This window comes from Variovorax sp. UC122_21 (assembly GCF_044056785.1).
In the GTDB taxonomy this organism is placed as follows: domain Bacteria; phylum Pseudomonadota; class Gammaproteobacteria; order Burkholderiales; family Burkholderiaceae_C; genus Variovorax.
Window position 1 is genome coordinate 3,974,177 of the sequence record NZ_CP172004.1, and the last position, 20,513, is coordinate 3,994,689.

Below are 20,513 nucleotides of genomic sequence, written 5' to 3' on the forward strand. Positions count from 1 at the left end.
TGAACGGCCGCCTTCACTCTAGCGAGTTTCGGACCACCCTCCGTCTCGGGAAAAACACTGACCTGGGGTGTTTATCGGGTGTCACGATGTATTCGCGCAGCGCTGTTCCATCATTCTCCACGCGGGGCGCATACGCTCTTGCGTTCGCTTCGTTTCGAAGGAGTTCCAAAGTATGACTGCAGGTGTCAGCGTAAGTCCCGAGGCGGCAAACCCTGAGCCGCTGGGCGCGATCGCCGCGCGCGTCGGCGCACTGCTGCGCGAGCGCGGCCAGACCGTGGCGGTGGTCGAGTCCTCGGCCGGCGGACTGGTGTCGGCCGCGCTGCTCGCGATCCCCGGTGCCTCGGCCTACTTCCGCGGCGGCGCGGTGGTCTATTCGCGGCGCGCGGGCCGCGCGCTGCTCGGGCTCACCGCCGAGGACATGGCCGGCCTGCGCGGCGAGACCGAGCCCTATGCCTTGCTGATCGCCGGGCGCATGCGCGACAGCCATCATTCGGGCTGGGGCATCGCCGAGACCGGCGCGGCCGGTCCGTCGGGCAGCCCCTATGGCGATGCGCCAGGGCGGGTCTGCCTCGCGGTGGTCGGCGGGCCGGACGGGGTGTCCGAGAGCCGCACCATCGAGACCGGCGGCAACGACCGGCCCGCGAACATGGACCTGTTCGCGCGCCACCTGCTCGCGCTGTTCGAGCAGGTGCTGCGCGCGGGCTGACGGCCAGGGGCGTCAGTCGGCCTGTACCCCGGCCGCCTTGATCACCTTGCCCCACTTGTCGATCTCGGCCACGAGGTGCGTGCGCAGGCCTTCGGGCGTCTGCTTGTCGAGCGGCACGATCTCCGAGCTCAGCTCGGCCAGCCGCTGCTTCACCATGTCGTCCTGCAGGGCGGCGCGCAGCGCGACGTTGAGCTTGTCGAGCACCGCCGGCGGCGTGCCCTTGGGTGCGTAGATGCCGTGCCAGACCTTCACGTCGAAGCCCTTGAGGCCCTGCTCGTCGAGCGTGGGCAGGTTGGGCATGCTCGACAGGCGCTTGGGCGTGGTCACGCCGAACACCTTCACGCGCGTGCCGTCCTTGATCACCGGCGCGGTCTGCGTGGTCTGGTCGCACAGCAGGTCGACCTGACCGCCCATCAGGTCGTTGAGCGCGGGGCCGGCGCCCTTGTAGGGCACGGTCGTGAGCTGCACGCCGATCTGGTGCGCGAACAGCATGCCGCACAGCTGCGAGACCGCGCCGACGCCGGCATTGGCGAGCGAGACCTTGTCGCGGTTGGCCTTCACGTAGGTCAGCAGCTCCTGGAAGTTGTTCGCCGGGAAGTCCTTGCGCGACAGCAGGGTCATCGGCACGTCCATCACCTGGCCGATGTACTCGAAGTCCTTGAGCGGGTCGTAGTTGAGCTTCTTGTAGAGCGCGGGCGCGGTGGCCATGCCCATGTGGTGGATCAGGATGGTGTTGCCGTTGGGCGCGGCCTTGGCCACGCGGGTCGGCGCGATGGTGCCGCCGGCGCCCACCGTGTTCTCGACCACCACCGTCTGGCCCAGCGACTTGCCCATGGGCACCGCGAGCATGCGCGCCACCACGTCGGTGGGGCCGCCGGCCGAGTACGGCACCACCATCACGATCGGCTTGTCGGGCCAGGCGCCCTGCGCCGAAGCGCTCCAGGGCGCGGCCACGAGGCCGATGGCCAGGGCGGCGGCCGCGGCGAGGCGCAGGGGGCGGCGCTCGCGCGCGGGGTTCGATGCATTCATGTCTCTTGTCTCCTTCTTCTTGCCTTGGGTTGATGAACGAATGAATGTCCTGGGAAGGCTCAGTGCGGCGGCGCCTGCGCATCGAGCGCGAGCAGGCGCTGCGCGAGCTTGACCACCGGTGCGTCGACCATGCGGCCGTCGAGATTCACGACGCCGCCGCCGGCGAGCGCCACGGCCTCGACCACGCGCCGCGCCCACGCCAGTTCGTCGGCGCCGGGCCCGAGCGCCGCATGCACCGGAGCCACCTGCGCGGGATGGATGCAGAGCTTGGCGCCGAAGCCGCCGCGCCGCGCACGCGCCGCCTCGGCCGTGAGCCGCTCGGGGTCGCGCCAGTCGGTCGCGATGCCGTCGATGGGCGCGGCCAGGTTGGCGCGGCGCGAGGCCAGCACCAGCGCGAGCCGTACCGGCACCAGCTCGGCCTCCTGCGCGTCGCAGGCCATGCCGAGGTCGGCCTGGAAATCGAGGTGCCCGAAGGCCAGCCGCAGCACCTGGGGCGCGGCGGCGATCGCATCGAGCGCCGCGAGGCCCGCGGCCGATTCGATCAGCGGCACCAGCACGGCTTCCGGTCCGGCGGCCTCGGCCAGCCGCGCCAGCGGGTCGGCGCCTTCGGCCTTGGGCAGCACCGCGCCCGCGATGGCGCGCGCCGCCGCGAGCCGCGCGACCAGCGCGAGGTCGTCGGCATGCCAGGGCGTGCCCGGCGCGTTGATGCGCAGCAGCAGGCGCGCGCGGCCGGCTGCGGGCAATGCGGCGAAGAGCTCGGGCAGGGCCTCGCGCGCGGCGGGCTTGCGCTCGGGCGCGACCGCGTCCTCGAGGTCGACGATGACCGCGCCGGCGCCGCTCGCCAGCGCGCGCGCATGGCGTTCGGGCCGGTCGGCCGGCACGAACAGGAAGGTGCGCGCGAGCCCCAGGGCCTGGGCGCTCATATGGCCCCGGCCTCGCGCAGTGCCGCGATCTGCTCCTCACTGCGGCCCAGCGCGCGCAGGATCGCATCGGTGTGCTCGCCCACGGCGGGGATGGCATCCATGCGGTAGTCGAAGGCGCTCTGGCGCCCGGCCGGCAGCAGCGCGGGTATGGGCCCGGCCGGCGAGTCGACCTGGCGCCAGCGCTCGCGCGCCTGCAGCTGCGGATGCGCCCAGAGCCCGGCCATGTCGTTCATGCGCGCGTTGGCGATCTGGGCGGCGTCGAGGCGCTCGAGCACCTGGGCGGTGCTCAGCGCGCCGAACAGGCCGACGACGATGGCGCGCAGTTCCTCGCGGTGTTCGTTGCGCCGCGCATTGCTGTCGAAGCGCGCGTCGGTGGCCAGCGCGGGCTGCAGCAGCACCTTCTCGCAGAACAGCTTCCACTCGCGCTCGTTCTGCAGCCCCAGCATCACCGTGCCGCCGTCGCCCGCGGGGAACGGGCCATAGGGATAGATGGTGGCGTGCGAGGCGGCGCTGCGCGGCGGCGGCGTCGCGCCCTGGTAGGCGTAGTACATCGGAAAACCCATCCACTCGGCCAGCGACTCGAGCATCGAGACGTCGATGTGCGAGCCCTTGCCGGTCTTGCCGCGCTGGAGCAGCGCGGCCAGGATGCCGGTGTAGGCATACATGCCCGCGGCGATGTCGGCGATGGAGTTGCCCGACTTGCAGGGGTCCTCGGGCGTGCCGGTGACCGAGAGGAAGCCGGCCTCGCTCTGGATCAGCAGGTCGTAGGCCTTCTTGTCGCGGTACGGGCCGTCCTCGCCATAGCCCGAGATGTCGCAGACGACGAGCCGCGGGTACTTGGCCTGCAGCGCCTGCGCGCCGAGCCCCATGCGTGCCGCGGCGCCCGGCGCGAGGTTCTGCACCAGCACGTCGGCGCCGGCCACCAGTTCCTGCAGCACCTCGAGCGCGGCGGGCTGCTTGAGGTCGAGCGAGATGCTTTCCTTCGAGCGGTTGACCCAGACGAAGTGCGAGGCCTCGCCGGCCACGCGCTGGTCGTAGGCGCGCGGCGAAGTCGCCCACGCCCGGGCGCTCCACCTTGATGACGCGCGCGCCGAGGTCGGCGAGCTGGCGGGTGCAGAAAGGCGCCGCGATCGCATGTTCGAGCGACACCACCGTGATCCCATCGAGGGGTCTTGTCATTGCTTGATTTCCTGGAAGAAGAGAGTCCTCAGGCCAGCACCGCGGTGGCCTGCATCGTGAGCCAGCCCTCGGCGTCCTCGCCCCAGAGCGCGAAGCTCTTGCCGTCGGCGCCGGGCTTGCCATGCACGCGGAACGGCGCGATGTCGAAGGTGGGCCGCACGGCGCGGAACTCGAAGCGCGCGAGCGGGCGCGTCGCCCGTGTGTCGGCGCAGCAGGTCGACCAGCAGGGTCGCGATCAGCGGGCCGTGCACGATCAGGCCCGGATAGCCCTCGACCTCGGTGACGTAGCGCCGGTCGTAGTGGATGCGGTGGCCGTTGAAGGTCAGCGCCGAGTAGCGGAACAGCAGCACGTCGTCGGGCACGATGTCGCGGCTGAAGGCGGCGTCCTTCGGCGCGGCCTTGGGCGCCGGCGCGGCCTCGCCCGGTTGCGGCGCGGCGCGGTAGACGATGTCGTGTTCCTCGGTCAGCGCGAGGCCGCGCGCGTTGTGCACCTCGTGGCGTACCAGCACGAACACCAGTTCGCCGCTGCGGCCGGTCTTGTGCTCGACCGAGACGATGGTCGAGCGCCGCTCCACCGTGTCGCCCACGGCCAGTGGATTGCCGGTCTCCCAGCGCAGCCGGCCGCCGGCCCACATGCGGCGCGGCAGCGGCACCGGCGGCAGGAAGCCGCCGCGCTTCGCATGGCCATCGGGGCCGATCTCGGACTGCCGGTGGTGCGGCAGGAAATAGAGCCAGTGCCACAGCGCGGGCAGCGGCGTGCCGGCGGTCGGCGCGGGATCGTCGCGGTCGAGCGTGGCCGAGAGCGCGCGCACCGGGCTCGCGACGATCTGGTCGTGCAGGCTTTCGCTGCGGCCCTGCCAGGCCTGCAGGCCGGCGAGCGCGGCGGCGTCGATGGCGGGGGTGTCGTGTGGGGTCATCCGTTCTCCTGAATCCGGGTCAATCGACCGAGGCGCCCGATTGCTTGACGATGCGCGCCCACTTGCCGAGGTCGTCGTGCAGCAGCGCCGCGAACTGCTCGGGCGAGGTCGGCGGCGCGACCTCCACACCCTGCTGCTCGAGCTTCTCGCGCAGGTCCTTCGCGGCCAGCGCCTTGTGCATGGTGTCCTGCAGCTTCGCGAGCACCTCGCTCGGCACGCCGGCGGGCGCGAACAGGCCGATCCACAGGGTGCCGTCGTAGCCCGGCACCGCCTCGGCGATGGCGGGCACGTCGGGCAGCGCCGGCGAACGCTTCGCGCCGCTGACGGCCAGCGCGCGCAGCTTGCCGGCCTTGATGTGCGGCAGCGCCGAAGGCAGGCTCGCGAACACGATCGGCAGCTGGCCGCCGAGCACGTCGTTGATGGCCGGCGCCACGCCCTTGTAGGGCACGTGCTCGAGCGAGATGCCGGCCATGCTGTTGAGCATCTCGCCGAGCAGGTGGTTGAGCGTGCCGTTGCCGGCCGAGGCGTACTGGTAGTGCGCGCCCTTCTGCCGCGCGAGCGCCAGCAGTTCGGGCAGGGTCTTGGCGGGGAAACCGGGATTGACCAGCAGCACGTTGGGCACGGCGCCGATCAGGCCCACGGGCTTGAAGTCCTTCTCGGGATCGAAGCCGGGGTTGCGGTAGAGCGCGGGATTGATCGCCTGGCTGCTGCTGATGGTCATCAGCAGGGTCTGGCCGTCCTTCGGCGCCTTGGCCGCGAGCTGCGTGCCGATGTTGCCGCCCGCGCCGGGGCGGTTGTCGACCACCACGCCGACGCCGAGCAGCTCGCCGAGCTTCTGGCCCACGAGCCGGCCGACGATGTCGTTGGTGCCGCCCGCGGCCTGCGGCACGATCAGGGTGACGGGACGCGTGGGATAGGTGCTGGCCGCTGGCTGCGCCGAGGCGCCGGTCGACAGCACGGCGATCAATGCCGCGGCGAACCACGAGAAAAGAGAAGAAGAAAGCGCCGTTGCGCGAGAAGCCATGCCTGTCTCCGGTGTGTCGTGAAGGCCGCGGTGCTCCCCGGCCATGGCGCATGGTGCGCCGGGCCCGCGCCCTGGCGCAATCTCCGATTTCGGAACCCAGCCTTCGGTCTGACCGAAGCCTCGCGGTCGACGGCTACCATCGGGCCATGCTCTTCGACCTCACCGACCTGCGCCTGTTCGTGGCCACGGCCGAGCTCGGCAGCCTCACGCGCGCGGCCGACCGGCAGCACCTGTCGCTGGCCGCGGCGAGCGCCCGCATCAAGGCGCTCGAGAACCAGGCCGGCCTGCAGCTGTTGCAGCGCGAAGCGCGCGGCGTGCGCCTGCTGCCACCGGGCGAGGCCTTCCTGCACCACGCGAGGCTGCTGCTGAATCAGACCGACCAGCTGCGCTCCGACCTGCTCGAGTACGGCGGCGGCCTGCGCGGCCACCTGCGCGTGTTCGCCAACACCACGGCCGTGACCGACTTCCTGCCCGAGATCCTGCCGGCCTTCCTCGCCGCCAATCCGCGCATCAACGTCGACCTTCAGGAAAAACCGAACGCTCAGATCCCGCGCGGCGTGCGCGACGGACGCGCCGACATCGGCATCGTCGCGGGCAGCGTCGACACCCTGGGCCTGGAATCGATCCACTTCAGCACCGACCGCCTGGTGCTGGTGACCTCGCGCCAGCACCGCTTCGCTCGGCTGCGCACCATCGCCTTCGCCGAGACGCTCGACGAGGACGCCATCGGCATGCAGCAGGGCAGCACCTTGCAGGCCTTCCTGGGACAGGTCACGGACCGCATCGGCAAGCGCCAGAAGCTGCGCATCCAGCTCGGCAGCTTCGACGCCATGTGCCGGATGATCGGCAGCGGCGTGGGCATCGGCGTCGTGCCCGAGTCGGCCGCGCGCCGCAACCAGGAGGGCATGAAGCTCGCGCTGATCGAACTCAGCGATGCCTGGTGCGTGCGCGAGCGCTATCTGCTGGTGAGGGAACGCGCGGCGCTGCCGGTGTATGCGCAGGCGCTGGTGAACACGCTGTGCCGCCATTACGCGGCCGATGCGGCCGGCGCCTGAGAGCGCTTTTCCGTGGGACTGCGCCTACTTGCGCGCGACTCCTGAGTTCCGCCGCTTCATCCCCACTTTCTGTGCACAACTTTGGGGACAACTCATGTGGAGCCTTGTAAAACGAATTTAAGTCGTTGTTTTATAAAGGGATTCCACACTTTGCTCAAAAAACGGGCGGTGTACAAGATCAACAGGCTCAGCCCGCGTTGGCGTCGAGCTTGTCCTGCGTGCGGGTCTGGAAGTCGGCCGCGTCGTGGCGCTCGTGCAGCTGGCTCTCGGGCTGGCCCCAGGCGCGGTTGACCATGCGGCCGCGTTGCGCCGCCGGGCGCTGCGCGATCTCGTCGTTCCAGCGCAGCACGTTCTGGTATTCGCTCACCTGCAGGAACTCGCCCGATTCGTAGAGCTGCCCCTTGGCGAGCGCGCCGTACCAGGGCCAGACCGCGATGTCGGCGATGGTGTAGTCGTCGCCCGCGAGGTAGCGGCTCTCGGCCAGCCGGCGGTCGAGCACGTCGAGCTGGCGCTTGACCTCCATCGCGAAGCGGTCGATCGCGTACTCGATCTTGGTCGGCGCATAGGCATAGAAATGGCCGAAGCCACCGCCCAGGTAGGGCGCGCTGCCCATCTGCCAGAACAGCCACGACAGGCATTCGGCGCGCGCCGCGCGCTCGGTCGGAAGAAAGGCATTGCCGAACTTCTCGGCCAGGTACTGCAGGATCGCGCCCGACTCGAAGACGCGGATCGGCGTGGCGCCGCTGCGGTCCAGCAGCGCGGGAATCTTGGAGTTGGGATTGACGGCCACGAAGCCGCTGCCGAACTGGTCGCCCTCGCTGATGCGGATCAGCCAGGCGTCGTACTCGGCGCCCGCGTGGCCCAGCGCCAGCAGTTCCTCGAGCATCACTGTCACTTTCACGCCGTTGGGCGTCGCCAGCGAATAGAGTTGCAGCGGATGCCGCCCCACCGGCAGGTCCTTCTCATGGGTGGCGCCCGCGATCGGGCGATTGATGTTCGCGAAGCGGCCGCCGCTTTCCTTGTTCCAGGACCAGACGGTGGGCGGCGTATAGGCGATCGTGCCATTCATGCAATGAGTTCCAGGAGTTGGACAGACGATGAACATTCTCTATGACTGCGCCACCGCGCCGAGTCCGCGCCGCGCGCGCATCCTGCTGGCCGAGAAGGGCATTGCCCACGAGACGGTGCAGGTCGACCTGGTTCGTGGTGAGCAATTGGGCGAGGCCTATCGCGCCATCAATCCGCAGTGCACGGTGCCCGCGCTGCGCACCGCCGAAGACGGCCTGCTGACCGACAACGCCGCCATCGCGGCCTGGGCCGAGGCGCGCCATCCCGAGCCGCCGCTGATGGGCCGCACGCCGGCCGAGAAGGCCGAGGTCGCGAGCTGGCACTGGCGCGTGGAATTCGAAGGGCTGCTGGCGATCGCCGAGACCCTGCGCAACGGCTCGCCGGCCATGGCCGACCGCGCGTTGCCGGGCCCGGTGAACTACGCGCAGATCCCCGAACTCGCGCAGCGCGGGCTGGCGCGGGTGCAGCATTTCTTCGAGACCCTGAACGACCGGCTGGCCGGCCGCGAGTTCATCGCGACCGACCGCTTCAGCCTGGCCGACATCACCGCCGTGGTGGCAGTGGATTTCGCGCGCATCGTGCGCGTGAAGCCCGGGGAACAGCACCCCGAGCTGGTGCGCTGGCGCGCGGCGATGGCGCAGCGGCCGTCGATGTCGCTCTGAGCGACGACGACGGCGCGCCGGGGGTCAGCGCTCGATGGTAAGCGCCACGCCCATGCCGCCGCCGATGCACAGCGAGGCGATGCCCTTCTTGGCGTTCTGGCGCTGCATCTCGTGCAGCAGCGTCACCAGGATGCGGCAGCCCGACGCGCCGATCGGATGGCCGATGGCGATGGCGCCGCCGTTGACGTTGACCTTGTTGATGTCCCAGCCCATTTCCTTGTTCACGGCGCAGGCCTGCGCGGCGAAGGCTTCGTTGATCTCGAGCAGGTCGAGGTCGGCGGCCTTCCAGCCGGCGCGCTGCAGCGCCTTGGTCGAGGCCGGCACCGGGCCCATGCCCATGATCGCGGGGTCGAGGCCGGCGGTGGCGTAGCTGGCGATGCGGCCCAGCGGCTTGAGGCCGAGAGCGGCCGCCTTCTTGGCGGTCATCACGAGCACGGCGGCGGCGCCGTCGTTCAGGCCCGAGGCATTGCCCGCGGTCACGCCGCCGGCCTTGTCGAAGGCGGGGCGCAGGCCGGCCAGGCCTTCGGCGCTGGTCTTGCGGTTGATGAACTCGTCCTTGTCGAAGACGACCGGGTCGCCCTTCTTCTGCGGGATGGTGACGGGAACGATCTCGTCCTTGAACTTGCCGGCGTCCTGCGCGGCGGCGGCCTTGGTCTGGCTGGCGAGCGCCAGTTCGTCCTGCGCGGCGCGGTCGATGCCGTACTTCTTGGCCACGTTCTCGGCCGTGATGCCCATGTGGTACTGGTTGTAGACGTCCCACAGGCCGTCGACGATCATGGTGTCGACCAGCTTCCAGTCGCCCATGCGCTGGCCGTTGCGCGAGTTCGGCAGCACGTGCGGCGCGAGGCTCATGCTCTCCTGGCCGCCGGCCACGACGATGTCCGCTGTCACCCGTGGCAACCGCCTGGGCCGCGAGCATCACGGCCTTCAGGCCCGAGCCGCAGACGGCGTTGATCGTGAGCGCGGGCGTCTCCTTGGCGCCGCCGCTCTTGAGCCACGCCTGGCGCGCGGGATTCTGGCCGGCGCCGGCCGCGAGCACCTGGCCCATGATGGCTTCGCCGACCTGCTCGGGCGTGAGGTTGGCACGCGCGATCACTTCCTTGATGACGATGGCGCCCAGTTCGGTGGCCGCGATGCCGGCGAGCGAGCCGCCGAACTTGCCGACGGCGGTGCGCGCGGCCGAAACGATGACGATGTCTTCCATGAGGTTCTCCGTTGAGGTGATTTGAAATTCGGTAATGCGAGCGTCAGGCCCGGGCCTTGACGTAGCGGCCTGGCGCGGGCTCGATGGCCTGGTAGGCCTTGCCCTTGCCGTAGGTCTTGGGCGCGGGGATCTGCTTGCCCGCGTGGCCCTTGAGCCACTGGGACCAGTCGGTCCACCAGCTGCCCGGATGCTCCTGCGCGCCGGCCAGCCATTCGGCCTGCGTCTTCGGCAGCTTGCCGTCGGCGCGGATCCAGTGGCTGCGCTTGTTCTTGGCCGGCGGGTTGATCACGCCCGCGATATGGCCCGAGGCGCCCATCACGAAGCGCTTCCTGCCCGGCAGGATCTGGGTCGAGGCGTAGGCGCCGCCGATCGGCACGATGTGGTCCTCGCGCGAGCCGTAGATGTAGGCCGGGATGTCGATGCGGCGCAGGTCGATCTTCTCGCCGCAGACCGTGAGCGCGTCGGGCTCGGCCAGCTTGTTCTCGTGGTACGTGTTGCGCAGGTACCAGGCGTAGAACGGGCCCGGCAGGTTGGTGGCGTCGCTGTTCCAGTAGAGCAGGTCGAAGGGCGGCGGGGTCTCGCCCTTGAGGTAGTTGCCCACCACGTAGTTCCAGACCAGGTCGTTGGGACGCAGGAAGCTGAAGGTGGAAGCCAGGTCGCCGCCGGGCAGCAGGCCGCCCTTGCCGAGCTGCATCTCGCGGTACTGCACCATGGGCTCGTCGACGAAGATGTCGAGGATGCCGGTGTCGCTGAAGTCGAGGAAGGTGGTCAGCAAGGTGACCGAGGCGGCCGGTTCCTCGCCGCGCGCGGCCAGCACCGCGAGCGCGGTCGACAGGATGGTGCCGCCGACGCAGAAGCCCAGCGTGTTGATCTGCGGGCTGCCGCTGATCTCCTGCACCCGGTGGATGGCCTCGATCGCGGCCTGCTCGATGTAGTCGTCCCAGGTCGCCTGCGCGAGCGATTCGTCGGGATTGCGCCAGCTCACCACGAACACGCGGTGGCCCTGCTCGTTGGCATAGCGGATCAGCGAGTTCTCGGGTTGCAGGTCGAGGATGTAGAACTTGTTGATGCACGGCGGCACCAGCAGGAACGGGCGCTCGTAGACCTTGGCGGTCAGCGGCTTGTATTCGAGCAGCTGGAAGAACGCGTTCTCGAACACCACCGCGCCCTCGGTGGTGGCGACGTTGCGCCCCACTTCGAAGGCGCTCTCGTCGGTCATGCTCAGGTGGCCCTGGCGCACGTCGTGCAGCAGGTTCTGGATGCCCTTGGCGATGCTCTCGCCCTGGGTGTCGATCGCCTTCTTCTGCGCCTCGGCATTGAAGGCCAGCGAATTGCTCGGCGACGAGGCCGCCATCCACTGCTCGACCGCGAAGCGCAGCCGTGCCTTGGTCTTCTCGTCGGCATCGATGGCCTCGGCCATCTTCAGCAGGGTGCGGCCGTTGAGCAGGTAGATCGCGGCCGAGAAGGCCGACAGCGGGTTGCCGCTCCAGGCCTCGCCGGCGAAGCGTCGGTCGCCCTCGGGCTTGGCGCCGAAGCCCTGGCCCCAGAGCGCGGTGGCTTCCGCGAGGTACTGCTGCTGGATGGCCTGCAGTGCCGCGGGATCGATCGAGAACTTGGGCAACTCCGGCATCGTCCCCAAGGGGGGCATGCCTGGCATTTCAGGCATCTGCCACAGCGGTTTGCCATTGCCGGTCCAGGCGCCCTGCCCGGCCGGCTGCTGGAAGGACTCCAGCGCCTTGCGCCACCCCTGGGTGAGCGCCTGTTGAAAGGGTTCGAACGCGTCGGCCCCCGTTGCTTTCGTCATGGTGTCTCCTGCTCCTCGCCTGAAATCGATCCGGATGGCTTTGCGTCGTTTGAGTATGCTGCATTCGCAAGACGCTCACAACGCCGCGCCGGCGCGGTCCGGACCCCGGTGGCCGTCATCGCACGGCCGGTGTGGAAACACGCTTTACTTCCTCTTTCGTTCGCCCCGCTCTCCTTCCCCATGTTCATTCATCTCGTCGTGATCGGCTGGCTCTACGTGGTGCTGATGATGGCGGTGGCCGAGGCCACCAACACCACCGGGACCGTGCTCGGCGCCATCATCACCTTTCTACTGTACGGGCTCGCCCCCGTGGCACTGGTGGTTTACCTGATGAGCACGCCCGCGCGGCGCCGGGCGCTGAAGGAAAAGGAACGGGCCGCGCAGGAGGCGGCGCGCCGCGCGCGGCCGCCGAGGAGCTGGCGGCGCAAGCCGGACATTCAGACCTTCCAGACCAGCGCGGCGAAACGCCCGCTGACCCCGTCGCGCCGGTGCGAAAAGAACCCTGAGGCATTGCGCACGGTGCACCAGGCGTCGCCGCCGTCGTTGCCGTGGATCCGCTCGATGCCGAGCGCGCGCAGCCGCTGGCGTGCGAGCGCGGGCAGGTCGGCCAGCCACTTGCCCGGCGCGGCGCCGGGCCGAAAGCACCCGGCGGCCTCGGGCCCATGGGCCTCGAAGGCGGCCTTGACCTCGGTGCCGACCTCGAAGGCCGACGGGCCGATGCAGGGGCCGAGCCAGGCGATGACATCGCCGCCGGCTTGCCCGTCGTCCTCGAAGGCGCGGAAGGCCTGCTCCAGCACCCCGCCCGCGAGCCCGCGCCAGCCCGCATGGGCGGCCGCCACGCGCCGGCCCTCGGCATCGCAGAACAGCACCGGCAGGCAGTCGGCGACCATGATCGTGCAGGCCGCGCCCGCCACCGTGGCGGTGCAGGCATCGGCCGCGGTGCCGTCGGCCACGCCCGGTGCGTCGAGCGACACCACGCCCGTGCCGTGCACCTGCTGCAGGAACACCGGCCGCGCGCCGATCGCCTCGCGCAGCCGCGCGCGGTTGGCCGCGACATGGGCCGGGTCGTCGCCGACGTGGTCGCCGAGGTTGAGGCTGGCGTAGCGCCCCTCGGGCCCCTGCGAAACACCGCCCTCGCGCGTGGTGCAGACGGCGCGCACGTGGGCCGGCACCGGCCAGTCGGGCACCAGCCAGGGCAGCGCCATCAGGCCTCCGCGTCGGGCGACTGCGAGGGCTGCGCGCGCTGGAAGGCGTCGAGCTGCATGCAGGCGTCGAAGGCCGCCATGCTGCGCGGCAGGCCGCTGAAGTCGCAGTCGAAGCGGCGGCCGTTGAAGACCTGCGGCACCAGGCAGCAGTCGGCCAGGGTGGGCTTGTCGCCCCAGCAGAAGGTGCTGGCGGGCTGCTGCGCGAGCTGGCGCTCGAAGGCCAGCATGCCGTCGCGCACCCAGTGGCGGTACCAGGCGTTCTTGGCCTCCTCGTCGAGCTTCAGGTCCTTCACGAGGTACTTGAGCACGCGCAGGTTGTTCAGCGGATGGATCTCGCAGGCGATCGACTGCGCCAGCGCGCGCACATGGGCGCGGCCCGCGGGATCGCTCGGCAGCAGCGGCGGCTCGGGATGCACCTCGTCGAGGTACTCCATGATCGCCAGCGACTGCGAAAAGCGCTCGCCGTCGTCCTCGAGCAGCGGCACCAGGTTGTCGGCCGAGATCGCCGCGTAAGGACCGGTGCGGTGCTCGCCGCGCGCGATGTGCACGGGGATGTATTCGTAGTCGAGCCCCTTGAGATTGAGCGCGATGCGAACGCGGAACGAGGAGGAGGAGCGGAAGTAGTTGTGCAGCTTCATGGTCATGGTTTCGAGGATAGCGTCGGTGCGATTCAGGAGCGGGGCACTGCGGCAAGCACGCAGCGCAGGTCGCGAAGGGTGGCCGCGGGATGTTCCCGTTGCCAGGCGTCGAGCGGGGCGCGCACGGCGGTCTCCCCGCGCGTGGCCAGGCCCAGGCGCCAGGGCCCGCGCGGGCCCACGGTCTGGTCGGCCGGATGTTCGTGGCCTTCGCCGTCCCCGTAGGGCCGGCCTTCGGAGCAGGCCGCGCAGAGCATGCGAATGCCCAGGCTCCAGTTCTCGGCGCCGTCGCCGGCTTCATGGAAGCGCGCGATCAGGGTGTCGACCTCTTCCTGCGACGCGCCCTCGATCCAGAGCTCGAAGGTGGCGTAGTCGGAGGGCGCGATCAGCGCGAGCGCGTCGAACACCGCCACCTCGCGCCCCTGATGCAGCCGATAGCCGTTGGGCGCGCCGTCGTGCAGCACGAGATCGCCGTAGCGGTGGCCCGAGCTGGGCAAGGGCACGTTGCGCAGGATCGCGCGCGCGGGATCGATGCGGTCGGCCCACAGCACCTCGCTGGCCTCGTCGCCATGCACGCGGATCGGCGTCAGGCCGGCGAAATGGTCGACCGGGCCCTCGCCCTCGGCCAGCGGGATGCCGTAGAGGCGCCAGGCGCGTCGCGCCGTGGCCCAGTCGCCGAGCGCGGTGGCGGCGATGCCGAGGTTCCAGACCGCGCCCTCGTTGCCCGGGTCGCACTGCACGGCGCGCGCATTGGCCTCGAGCGAGGCGGCCCAGTCGCCGCGGTACTTGTGGATCAGGCCGGCGTTGTACCAGGGCACGGCCCAGTCGGGACGGTGGCTGCTGGCCTCGGCATAGGCCTGCAGCGCGCCGTCCTCGTCGCCGTCGTCCTGGCGCGTGTTGCCGAGATCGTTGCAGGCCTGGGCCTTGCCGGCTTTTCCGAATCGAAGGGGCATGGGGAGGAGCGAAGCGGTGGCGGGGCGGTGCGGGGCGGAAAGCGGGCCGTATTTTGCGCCCTGGACGCGGCACCGCCACCCGCAGACCCCGATGGCCGGCCCCGGCGCCCCGGCGCCCGGCCGGCGCCTCTGGCACACTGCCGGCTTCCCCCTCTCCCGCTTCGCCTCCAAAGGATACTTTTCCATGGCCTCCGAGTTCGTCTTCGCCCCGCCCGCGACCGTTTCCGTTCCCGTCGTCGGACAGACCGCCCGCTTCCCGGTGCATCGCATCTACTGCGTGGGCCGCAACTACGAAGATCACGCCAAGGAAATGGGCTTCACCGGCCGCGAACCGCCGTTCTTCTTCATGAAGCCCGCCGACGCCGCCGTGGTGGTCGAGGCCGGCCAGACCGGCACCGTGGACTACCCCACGCTGACCAAGAACCTGCACCACGAGATCGAACTCGTGGTGGCGATCGGCACCGGCGGCAAGAACATCTCGGCCGCCGACGCGCACAAGCACATCTTCGGCTACGCCGTGGGCCTGGACATGACCCGCCGCGACCTGCAGAACGAGATGAAGAAGCAGGGCCGCCCCTGGGACATCGGCAAGGGCTTCGAACAGAGCGCGCCGATCGGCCCGATCGTGCCGGTGGCGCAGGCCGGCGACGCCGAGAAGGCCGAGATCTCGCTGCAGGTCAACGGCACCGATCGCCAGCGCAGCAACGTGAGCAAGCTGATCTGGAACGTGGCAGAGACCATCGAGCACCTGTCGGCCGCCTGGGAGCTGCAACCCGGCGACCTGATCTACAGCGGCACGCCCGAAGGCGTGGCGGCGGTGGTCGCGGGCGACACGCTGGTGGGCGAAGTCGCCGGCCTGCCCGTGCTGACCGTCAAGATCGTCTGAGGCCGCGAGCACGCCCGCCCCATGCTGCTGCGCATCCCCATCAAGCATTGCAAGAACTGCGGCACCGCGGTGGTCTACCGCGTGCCCGACGACGGCGACACCAAGGAACGCGCCGTCTGCCCGGCCTGCAACACGATCCACTACGAGAACCCGCTCAACGTGGTGGGGACCATCCCCGTGCTCGGCGACAAGGTGCTGCTGTGCAAGCGCAACATCGAGCCGCGCTGGGGCAAGTGGACGCTGCCGGCGGGCTTCATGGAGCTCGAGGAGACCACGGCCCAGGGCGCGGCGCGCGAGACCGACGAGGAAGCCGGTGCGAATTTCGAGATCGAGGGCCTGTTCGCGGTGATGAGCGTGCCGCGCGTGGGACAGGTGCACCTGTTCTACCGTGCGCGCCTGCTCGACGACCGCTTCGATCCGGGCCACGAGACCATCGAGGCGAAGCTCTTCGCCGAAGAGGAGATTCCCTGGGACGAGATCGCCTTCCGCACGGTGCGCGAGGCGCTGCAGCACTACTTCGAGGATCGGCGCCGCGGCAGCTTCGACCGCGTCCACACGATCGACATCGTCTGACCCGATGAAGCACGCCATCTCCCTTCGACACGGCGCGGCACTCGCTCTCGCCGCCGCCCTGCTGGCCGCCACCGCGGCGCGCGCCGAGACCGTGGGCGAGGTCGACACCGCCTTCAAGCTGATCGGCCCCGACCACAAGATCGTGATCGAGGCCTACGACGACCCCAAGGTCAACGGCGTGACCTGCTACGTCTCGCGCGCCAAGACCGGCGGCATCGCGGGCGCCTTCGGCGTGGCCGAGGACAAGGCCGAGGCCTCGATCGCCTGCCGCCAGGTCGGCCCGGTGAACGTCACGCAGCCGCTGCCCAAGCGCGAGGAGGTCTACAGCGAACGGCTGTCGGTGCTGTTCAAGCGGCTGCGCGTGGTGCGCATGGTCGACGCGCGGCGCAACACGCTGGTCTACCTCACCTACTCCGACCTGCTGATCGACGGCTCGCCGAAGAACAGCGTCACCGCGGTGCCGATCGACCGCGGCACGCCGATCCCGCTGAAGTGATCGCCCGAGGCCGCGCGATCGTTCGCGCGCGCCAAATCCCTGCCGGCCTGGAGGGAAGCGTCCGACGACTTGCTAGCATCGACCGACCGGGCCGCACGGCCCCGGGATCCGAGGGAACCCTTCAGAACGTCCCCGTTCCAACCGAGCGCCATGCACCTTCAGACTTTTGTTTTCCGAATCGGCGCCGCGGCGCTGCTCGCCGCCGGCATCGCCGCCTGCACGACCACGCCGCTGCCGCCCATGCAACAGCCCGGCCGCACCGCGACCCCGCCGCCGCAGCGCCAGGCCTTGTTCATCCGGCCCGCCGCCGGCACCACCATCGGCCGCTTCGACGGCGTGCGCAACAAGGGCGTGGACATCGCCGGCAACCTCGGCGACCCGATCGTGGCCTCGGCCGACGGCCGCGTGGTGTACGTGGGCAACGAGCTCGCGGCCTACGGCAACATGGTCATCGTCAAGCACAACGACACCCTTCCTCACCGCCTATGCCCACGCGAGCACCATCCTCGTGAAGGAAGGCGCGGTGGTGCGCCAGGGCGAGAAGATCGCCGAGATGGGATCGGGCGGTGACGCCAACCGCGTGAAGCTGCGTTTCGAGATCCGCAAAAACGGCGTGGCCGTCGATCCCGAGCCCTACCTGAGCGGCCGCCTGCAGCAGTAGGCGGGCCTCACAGCAGGCTCTCGGGCACCAGCGGCGCGAGCAGCTCGAGCCGCCAGCGCGCCCAGAAAGTTCGTCTCCGGCTCGGTGTGCAGGATGGTGTCGGCGCCATCGCCCGCGGCCGGGCTCACCCATTCGATGCCACCGCGCGGCCGAGCTGCAGCTGGTAGGCGCCGTCGAGCCGGATGAAGCCGATCAGGCTGTTGAGCTGCTGCGCGATCTGCGGGCTGAAGATGAACAGGCCGATCTCGGTGTTGTGCAGCACCGAGCGCGGATCGAAGTTCATCGAGCCGATGAAGACCGTGCGCCCGTCGATCACCGCCGACTTGCCGTGCAGCCGGCCGCTCGAGGTCTCGTACATGCCGAAGCGCCGGCTCTGCTCGACCCGCTTGGGACTGAGCTCGTAGAGCGCCACGCCCAGGCGCAGCATCTCGGCGCGGTAGCGGCGGTAGCCGATGTGCACCAGCGACTCGTCGGTGGCCGCCAGCGAGTTGGTGACCATGATGTAGCCCACGCCGTTGCCGCGCACATGCCGGATGGTTTCCATGCCGCCGCGGCCCGGGATCAGGTAGGGCGTGGTCTGCATGATCTCGGTGCGCGCGCCGCGCAGGTGACGCTGCAGGTTGAACTGCACGCTGTCGGGCGAGACGTCGGCCGGCGCGCCGCGGCTCTCCTCGGGTGCCAGCGCCTTGGCGGGCGCGTCCGCGTAGGCCTCGGCGCGCGCCCAGGCCAGTTGCAGCTGGCCCGCGTCGAGGTCGGCCGCCAGCGGATGGTGGCCCAGCAGGTCGGTGGCCGAGGGTTGCTCGGGCTCGGGCGTGCCCGGCCCGCTCGTGAGCTCGTCGAAGCGCGAGCGCAGTGCCTGCGGCGAGGCGCCGTCGGCCGACACCAGCGACTCGATCGGATAGACGTAGGGGCTGTTCCAGTAGATGTCGAACAGCGACGAGAGCTTGTGGACCACGGGCCCGGCCACCAGCGTGTCGATGTCGATGAAGTTCGAGCCGCCGTCGCGCAGGAAGTACTCGTTGGCGATGTTGCGCCCGCCCATCACCGCCATCGTGTCGTCGACCACGAACAGCTTGTTGTGCATGCGGCGGTGCACGCGGTTGAAGTCGAGCAGCGACGCGGTCCAGCGCGTGCCGAAGTGCTCGCGGCCGGCGGGAAAGGGATTGAACATCCGCACCTCGACGTTCGGATGTGCGGCCAGGCCCAGGAACAGCGGATCGGCGCCGGCCGTGTAGAGATCGTCGACCAGCAGCCGCACGCGCACGCCGCGCTTCGCCGCGTCGCGCAGGTGGCGCAGCAGGTAGCGACCGGTCTCGTCGTTCTGCACCAGGTAGTACTGCACGTCGACCGAGCGCTCGGCGCGGCGGGATCAGCTCGATGCGCGCATGCAGCGAGAACTGCGCCATCGGCAGCAGGCGGAAGCCGCTGAGCGGCTCGTCCTCGCCGCGCGGCGCGGTCGCCGTCACGAGGCGGCCGAGCGTGGTGTCGGCGCCGTTCGGGATCGTCACCGACGACCGGCGCGCGACCTCGGTGGGCAGGCCCGCGCAGCCGCCCAGCAGCAGCGCGAAGCCGAGCGTGAGCCAGAAGGCGATCGGCCAGGCGCGGCCGATGCGGCCTGCGGGCAAGGTGGCGGGCGAAGCGGAGGGATGTGGCAAGGGGATGGCCGCACCGGAAGGCGATGCGGGCGGCGGTTTCTACCACGAGGCGGGGACCCGATGCAGCCTGCGTAATGTTGAGGCAATGCGCCTGCCTAGCATCGGGGCCGACGCGCCTCTCTCCCACGGCTGCCGCGTCCCGCACCTGGCGGCCTGCCGCGCCGCACCGGGTTCCCTCCATCGCTTCGCAGACCCTGCCGCACATCGATGACCCTCGGACTCGCCACGCCGTCTCTTCCTCTTGCCTCGACCTGGCCGATCGCTGGCCCCGCAGCGATCGCGCAAGACGCCAGACCGCGCCGGCTCGAACTGGTCGATGCCTTGCGCGGCTTTGCGTTGTTCGGCGCGCCGGCCGTGGCCCTGCGCGGCTTCGCGCCGTCCGACTTCGCGGGCGCCGCCGCCTCGTGGCCGCTGCTCGTGCTGGCGGGACTGCTGGCCGGCCTTGTCTTCGGCCATGCGCAGGTGCTGCGGCAGTCGGTGGCCCATCGACGGTTCTGGCGTTGGCTGCCGCTGGCGAGCCTCGCGGCGGGCTGGCTGCTCGCGTCGCAGGTTCCTGCCGGTCGATTCACGGCCGGCCTGCTCCACGCGGCCGCGGCGCTTTTCTGCATCGCGGCCTTCGTGCTGCTGTTCCAGCGCACCGCCTGGCGGCGCCGGCTGCGCAAGCTGACACCGCTCGGGCGCATGGCCTGGAGCAACGGCTTCGTGCAACTGCTGGCGGGCCTGAGCCTCTTCTACGGCGTCGGCCCGGGCCTGTGCCCGAAGTTCGGCGTGGCGGGCATGGCCATCGCCTGCATGGCGATCCTGGCGCTGCAAGCGGCCGCGAGCTGCTGGTGGCTGCGCCGCTACCGGCTCGGCCCGCTCGAATGGGCCTGGCGCAGCCTGGTGCGGGGGCGCATGGCGCCGATGCGCTCGAACCGGGAAGGACAGGCCTGATGGCAGCGGGCGCCTCTAAGAGAGACTTAACAATGCACTGCAACAATTCGCGGCGGATGGCCGGAGAGCCGCCCAGGGACCACGCAACACCGCGCCCTCGTCGGGAATCTCATGGCCAACCCGTTTTCGCCCTGCCCTTGCAGCATCGAGCATCTGAACAGCGCCCCGCAGCAGGCGTGGATGCGCTTCTTCCCGTGGCTGAAACCCTACCGCTGCGGGAACTGCGGCAAGTCGCAGCTGTTGCCGCAAAGGGGCGTCGAACGGGCCCTGACGAGCCTGGGCAGCAGGAAGCTTCCGCGCCGAGCCCGCCCCAAGCAGGCAAGGCTTCTGTAGCACGCCAGTCACGGGTGGGAGCTCTGCTCTTCCGGTCCCTGCTGGCTTGCGGTACAACGTGTAGGTGTAACCCCCTGTAAACCGTGGGGTGCGAACTTACGTTAGGACCGCATGCGAGCATCCGACCCTTTCTTCATCGCTTTCGTTTTCATCGCCGGCATTGGTGCTGGCGCCGCCCTCATGGCCATGCTGGCCATCCTGCGGGCGGAGAAGCCGCGACGGCAGCCGAAGCCTCGTGCTCAGCGCGAGCACGTCGTCATCGGACAGACGGGTTTCGGCAGCCTCTGAGAGGCGCGGCGCAACGGTGATGCGCCAGGCGCGACGCCGCGAACGCGGGCGCAGCCTGGGAGTGCGAGGGCCCGGCGTCGAGGCCCCGCCGCTCAGAGGCGAAAGCCCGTCTTTCCCTCGTCGATCATGCGATGGGCGAAGGCGACGCAATTCGAGAGAAGCTCTTCCTCGGACCTGAAGGTGCCGATGCCGTGGCGGATGCGCCGAGATGCCTGGCCTTCCTTCTCGAAAGTCACCCACGCGGGCCATTCGCCATTTTCCGGGTCCTGGATGTGGCGGCGTGCAACGATGCCGTCCTTCTTGAGGATTTCGATGTGCTGCATC

At 70.0% G+C, this 20,513-nt stretch carries 19 protein-coding genes and 4 pseudogenes; 10 read left to right on the plus strand and 13 right to left on the minus strand.

All coding sequences use genetic code 11. The features are described 5' to 3' along the window. The first annotated feature begins 172 nt into the window (after nucleotides 1–172). Entirely contained in the window at nucleotides 173–706 is a 534-nt protein-coding gene (locus ACHMXE_RS31265; RefSeq protein WP_395347954.1) for a CinA family protein, read from the plus strand. Between the two features lie 12 nt (nucleotides 707–718). Here ACHMXE_RS31265 and ACHMXE_RS31270 read toward each other — a convergent pair whose 3' ends face one another. The 5 genes and pseudogenes from ACHMXE_RS31270 to ACHMXE_RS31290 all read right to left on the minus strand — a co-directional run bounded on the left by ACHMXE_RS31270 (nucleotide 719) and on the right by ACHMXE_RS31290 (nucleotide 5,778). After that, complete coding sequence (locus ACHMXE_RS31270) at nucleotides 719–1,735, minus strand: tripartite tricarboxylate transporter substrate-binding protein (RefSeq protein WP_395347955.1); 1,017 nt, start codon at nucleotides 1,733–1,735, stop codon at nucleotides 719–721. A 59-nt stretch (nucleotides 1,736–1,794) separates the two neighbouring features. Then, nucleotides 1,795–2,658: an HpcH/HpaI aldolase/citrate lyase family protein gene (locus tag ACHMXE_RS31275; RefSeq protein WP_395347956.1), complete on the minus strand. Its 864-nt coding sequence runs from the start codon at nucleotides 2,656–2,658 to the stop codon at nucleotides 1,795–1,797. Beyond that, nucleotides 2,655–3,837 (minus strand): annotated as a pseudogene (locus tag ACHMXE_RS31280) (CaiB/BaiF CoA transferase family protein). Before ACHMXE_RS31280 ends, ACHMXE_RS31275 begins: the two are co-directional and overlap by 4 nt. Before the next feature lie 28 nt (nucleotides 3,838–3,865). Beyond that, nucleotides 3,866–4,754 (minus strand): annotated as a pseudogene (locus ACHMXE_RS31285) (MaoC family dehydratase N-terminal domain-containing protein). Between the two features lie 19 nt (nucleotides 4,755–4,773). Further along, nucleotides 4,774–5,778: a tripartite tricarboxylate transporter substrate binding protein gene (locus ACHMXE_RS31290; protein WP_395347957.1), complete on the minus strand. Its 1,005-nt coding sequence runs from the start codon at nucleotides 5,776–5,778 to the stop codon at nucleotides 4,774–4,776. A 146-nt stretch (nucleotides 5,779–5,924) separates the two neighbouring features. Here ACHMXE_RS31290 and ACHMXE_RS31295 point away from each other — a divergent pair, with 146 nt between their 5' ends. Further along, complete coding sequence (locus tag ACHMXE_RS31295; RefSeq protein WP_395347958.1) at nucleotides 5,925–6,833, plus strand: LysR family transcriptional regulator; 909 nt, start codon at nucleotides 5,925–5,927, stop codon at nucleotides 6,831–6,833. A 187-nt stretch (nucleotides 6,834–7,020) separates the two neighbouring features. On the opposite strand, the gene yghU is transcribed toward ACHMXE_RS31295, so the two are convergent. Then, the gene (yghU, locus tag ACHMXE_RS31300) at nucleotides 7,021–7,902 is read right to left on the minus strand and encodes a glutathione-dependent disulfide-bond oxidoreductase (protein ID WP_395347959.1); all 882 of its coding nucleotides are present in this window, start codon (nucleotides 7,900–7,902) and stop codon (nucleotides 7,021–7,023) included. Nucleotides 7,903–7,930: 28 nt separating this feature from the next. On the opposite strand from yghU, the gene ACHMXE_RS31305 reads away from it, so the two are divergent. After that, nucleotides 7,931–8,563, plus strand: coding sequence for a glutathione binding-like protein (locus ACHMXE_RS31305; protein WP_203205378.1), 633 nt, complete (start codon nucleotides 7,931–7,933; stop codon nucleotides 8,561–8,563). 24 nt (nucleotides 8,564–8,587) lie between these two features. Here the strand turns inward: ACHMXE_RS31305 and ACHMXE_RS31310 are convergent. The 5 genes and pseudogenes from ACHMXE_RS31310 to ACHMXE_RS31330 all read right to left on the minus strand — a co-directional run bounded on the left by ACHMXE_RS31310 (nucleotide 8,588) and on the right by ACHMXE_RS31330 (nucleotide 14,364). Beyond that, nucleotides 8,588–9,767: pseudogene (locus tag ACHMXE_RS31310) on the minus strand (acetyl-CoA C-acetyltransferase). Nucleotides 9,768–9,810: 43 nt separating this feature from the next. Further along, nucleotides 9,811–11,571, minus strand: coding sequence for a class I poly(R)-hydroxyalkanoic acid synthase (gene phaC, locus ACHMXE_RS31315; RefSeq protein ID WP_395347960.1), 1,761 nt, complete (start codon nucleotides 11,569–11,571; stop codon nucleotides 9,811–9,813). 437 nt (nucleotides 11,572–12,008) lie between these two features. Then, nucleotides 12,009–12,776, minus strand: a complete 768-nt coding sequence (gene pgeF, locus ACHMXE_RS31320) for a peptidoglycan editing factor PgeF (protein WP_395347962.1) — start codon at nucleotides 12,774–12,776, stop codon at nucleotides 12,009–12,011. Continuing rightward, the gene (maiA, locus tag ACHMXE_RS31325; RefSeq protein WP_203206151.1) at nucleotides 12,776–13,414 is read right to left on the minus strand and encodes a maleylacetoacetate isomerase; all 639 of its coding nucleotides are present in this window, start codon (nucleotides 13,412–13,414) and stop codon (nucleotides 12,776–12,778) included. The genes pgeF and maiA overlap by 1 nt, the downstream gene beginning before the upstream one ends. A 32-nt stretch (nucleotides 13,415–13,446) precedes the next feature. Further along, a complete protein-coding gene (locus tag ACHMXE_RS31330; protein ID WP_395347963.1) occupies nucleotides 13,447–14,364 on the minus strand; it encodes a tetratricopeptide repeat protein in 918 nt (305 codons plus the stop codon). A gap of 184 nt (nucleotides 14,365–14,548) precedes the next feature. Between ACHMXE_RS31330 and ACHMXE_RS31335 the strand changes: the two genes are divergently transcribed. The 5 genes from ACHMXE_RS31335 to ACHMXE_RS31355 all read left to right on the plus strand — a co-directional run bounded on the left by ACHMXE_RS31335 (nucleotide 14,549) and on the right by ACHMXE_RS31355 (nucleotide 16,980). Beyond that, the gene (locus ACHMXE_RS31335; RefSeq protein ID WP_057596644.1) at nucleotides 14,549–15,250 is read left to right on the plus strand and encodes a fumarylacetoacetate hydrolase family protein; all 702 of its coding nucleotides are present in this window, start codon (nucleotides 14,549–14,551) and stop codon (nucleotides 15,248–15,250) included. Nucleotides 15,251–15,271: 21 nt separating this feature from the next. Beyond that, nucleotides 15,272–15,823 (plus strand): NUDIX hydrolase, encoded by a 552-nt coding sequence (locus tag ACHMXE_RS31340; RefSeq protein WP_093342880.1) that lies wholly within the window; start codon nucleotides 15,272–15,274, stop codon nucleotides 15,821–15,823. A 4-nt stretch (nucleotides 15,824–15,827) separates the two neighbouring features. Further along, entirely contained in the window at nucleotides 15,828–16,319 is a 492-nt protein-coding gene (locus tag ACHMXE_RS31345) for a CreA family protein (RefSeq protein WP_395347966.1), read from the plus strand. A gap of 150 nt (nucleotides 16,320–16,469) precedes the next feature. Further along, the gene (locus tag ACHMXE_RS31350; protein ID WP_395347968.1) at nucleotides 16,470–16,889 is read left to right on the plus strand and encodes a peptidoglycan DD-metalloendopeptidase family protein; all 420 of its coding nucleotides are present in this window, start codon (nucleotides 16,470–16,472) and stop codon (nucleotides 16,887–16,889) included. Next, nucleotides 16,846–16,980, plus strand: coding sequence for a M23 family metallopeptidase (locus tag ACHMXE_RS31355; RefSeq protein WP_395352880.1), 135 nt, complete (start codon nucleotides 16,846–16,848; stop codon nucleotides 16,978–16,980). Before ACHMXE_RS31350 ends, ACHMXE_RS31355 begins: the two co-directional genes overlap by 44 nt. A gap of 7 nt (nucleotides 16,981–16,987) precedes the next feature. Here the strand turns inward: ACHMXE_RS31355 and ACHMXE_RS31360 are convergent. Next, a pseudogene (locus ACHMXE_RS31360) lies at nucleotides 16,988–18,605 on the minus strand (phospholipase D family protein). Between the two features lie 237 nt (nucleotides 18,606–18,842). On the opposite strand from ACHMXE_RS31360, the gene ACHMXE_RS31365 reads away from it, so the two are divergent. Further along, nucleotides 18,843–19,568, plus strand: coding sequence for a DUF418 domain-containing protein (locus ACHMXE_RS31365; RefSeq protein ID WP_395347970.1), 726 nt, complete (start codon nucleotides 18,843–18,845; stop codon nucleotides 19,566–19,568). Nucleotides 19,569–20,012: 444 nt separating this feature from the next. Beyond that, complete coding sequence (locus tag ACHMXE_RS31370; protein WP_203205368.1) at nucleotides 20,013–20,189, plus strand: hypothetical protein; 177 nt, start codon at nucleotides 20,013–20,015, stop codon at nucleotides 20,187–20,189. A 92-nt stretch (nucleotides 20,190–20,281) separates the two neighbouring features. Here ACHMXE_RS31370 and ACHMXE_RS31375 read toward each other — a convergent pair whose 3' ends face one another. Next, the gene (locus ACHMXE_RS31375; protein WP_203205367.1) at nucleotides 20,282–20,512 is read right to left on the minus strand and encodes a hypothetical protein; all 231 of its coding nucleotides are present in this window, start codon (nucleotides 20,510–20,512) and stop codon (nucleotides 20,282–20,284) included. Between the last annotated feature and the right edge of the window lies 1 nt (nucleotide 20,513).

Excerpts from the sequence above, each read along its gene's own strand:
- phaC (WP_395347960.1), bottom strand. The coding sequence starts at position 11,571 with ATGACGAAAGCAACGGGGGCCGACGCGTTCGAACCCTTTCAACAGGCG.
- ACHMXE_RS31365 (WP_395347970.1), top strand. The coding sequence starts at position 18,843 with ATGACCCTCGGACTCGCCACGCCGTCTCTTCCTCTTGCCTCGACCTGG.
- pgeF (WP_395347962.1), bottom strand. The coding sequence starts at position 12,776 with ATGGCGCTGCCCTGGCTGGTGCCCGACTGGCCGGTGCCGGCCCACGTG.
- ACHMXE_RS31370 (WP_203205368.1), top strand. The coding sequence starts at position 20,013 with ATGCGAGCATCCGACCCTTTCTTCATCGCTTTCGTTTTCATCGCCGGC.
- maiA (WP_203206151.1), bottom strand. The coding sequence starts at position 13,414 with ATGAAGCTGCACAACTACTTCCGCTCCTCCTCCTCGTTCCGCGTTCGC.
- ACHMXE_RS31345 (WP_395347966.1), top strand. The coding sequence starts at position 15,828 with ATGAAGCACGCCATCTCCCTTCGACACGGCGCGGCACTCGCTCTCGCC.
- yghU (WP_395347959.1), bottom strand. The coding sequence starts at position 7,902 with ATGAATGGCACGATCGCCTATACGCCGCCCACCGTCTGGTCCTGGAAC.
- ACHMXE_RS31295 (WP_395347958.1), top strand. The coding sequence starts at position 5,925 with ATGCTCTTCGACCTCACCGACCTGCGCCTGTTCGTGGCCACGGCCGAG.
- ACHMXE_RS31335 (WP_057596644.1), top strand. The coding sequence starts at position 14,549 with ATGGCCTCCGAGTTCGTCTTCGCCCCGCCCGCGACCGTTTCCGTTCCC.
- ACHMXE_RS31330 (WP_395347963.1), bottom strand. The coding sequence starts at position 14,364 with ATGCCCCTTCGATTCGGAAAAGCCGGCAAGGCCCAGGCCTGCAACGAT.
- ACHMXE_RS31350 (WP_395347968.1), top strand. The coding sequence starts at position 16,470 with ATGCACCTTCAGACTTTTGTTTTCCGAATCGGCGCCGCGGCGCTGCTC.
- ACHMXE_RS31275 (WP_395347956.1), bottom strand. The coding sequence starts at position 2,658 with ATGAGCGCCCAGGCCCTGGGGCTCGCGCGCACCTTCCTGTTCGTGCCG.
- ACHMXE_RS31265 (WP_395347954.1), top strand. The coding sequence starts at position 173 with ATGACTGCAGGTGTCAGCGTAAGTCCCGAGGCGGCAAACCCTGAGCCG.
- ACHMXE_RS31375 (WP_203205367.1), bottom strand. The coding sequence starts at position 20,512 with ATGCAGCACATCGAAATCCTCAAGAAGGACGGCATCGTTGCACGCCGC.
- ACHMXE_RS31305 (WP_203205378.1), top strand. The coding sequence starts at position 7,931 with ATGAACATTCTCTATGACTGCGCCACCGCGCCGAGTCCGCGCCGCGCG.
- ACHMXE_RS31270 (WP_395347955.1), bottom strand. The coding sequence starts at position 1,735 with ATGAATGCATCGAACCCCGCGCGCGAGCGCCGCCCCCTGCGCCTCGCC.
- ACHMXE_RS31340 (WP_093342880.1), top strand. The coding sequence starts at position 15,272 with ATGCTGCTGCGCATCCCCATCAAGCATTGCAAGAACTGCGGCACCGCG.
- ACHMXE_RS31290 (WP_395347957.1), bottom strand. The coding sequence starts at position 5,778 with ATGGCTTCTCGCGCAACGGCGCTTTCTTCTTCTCTTTTCTCGTGGTTC.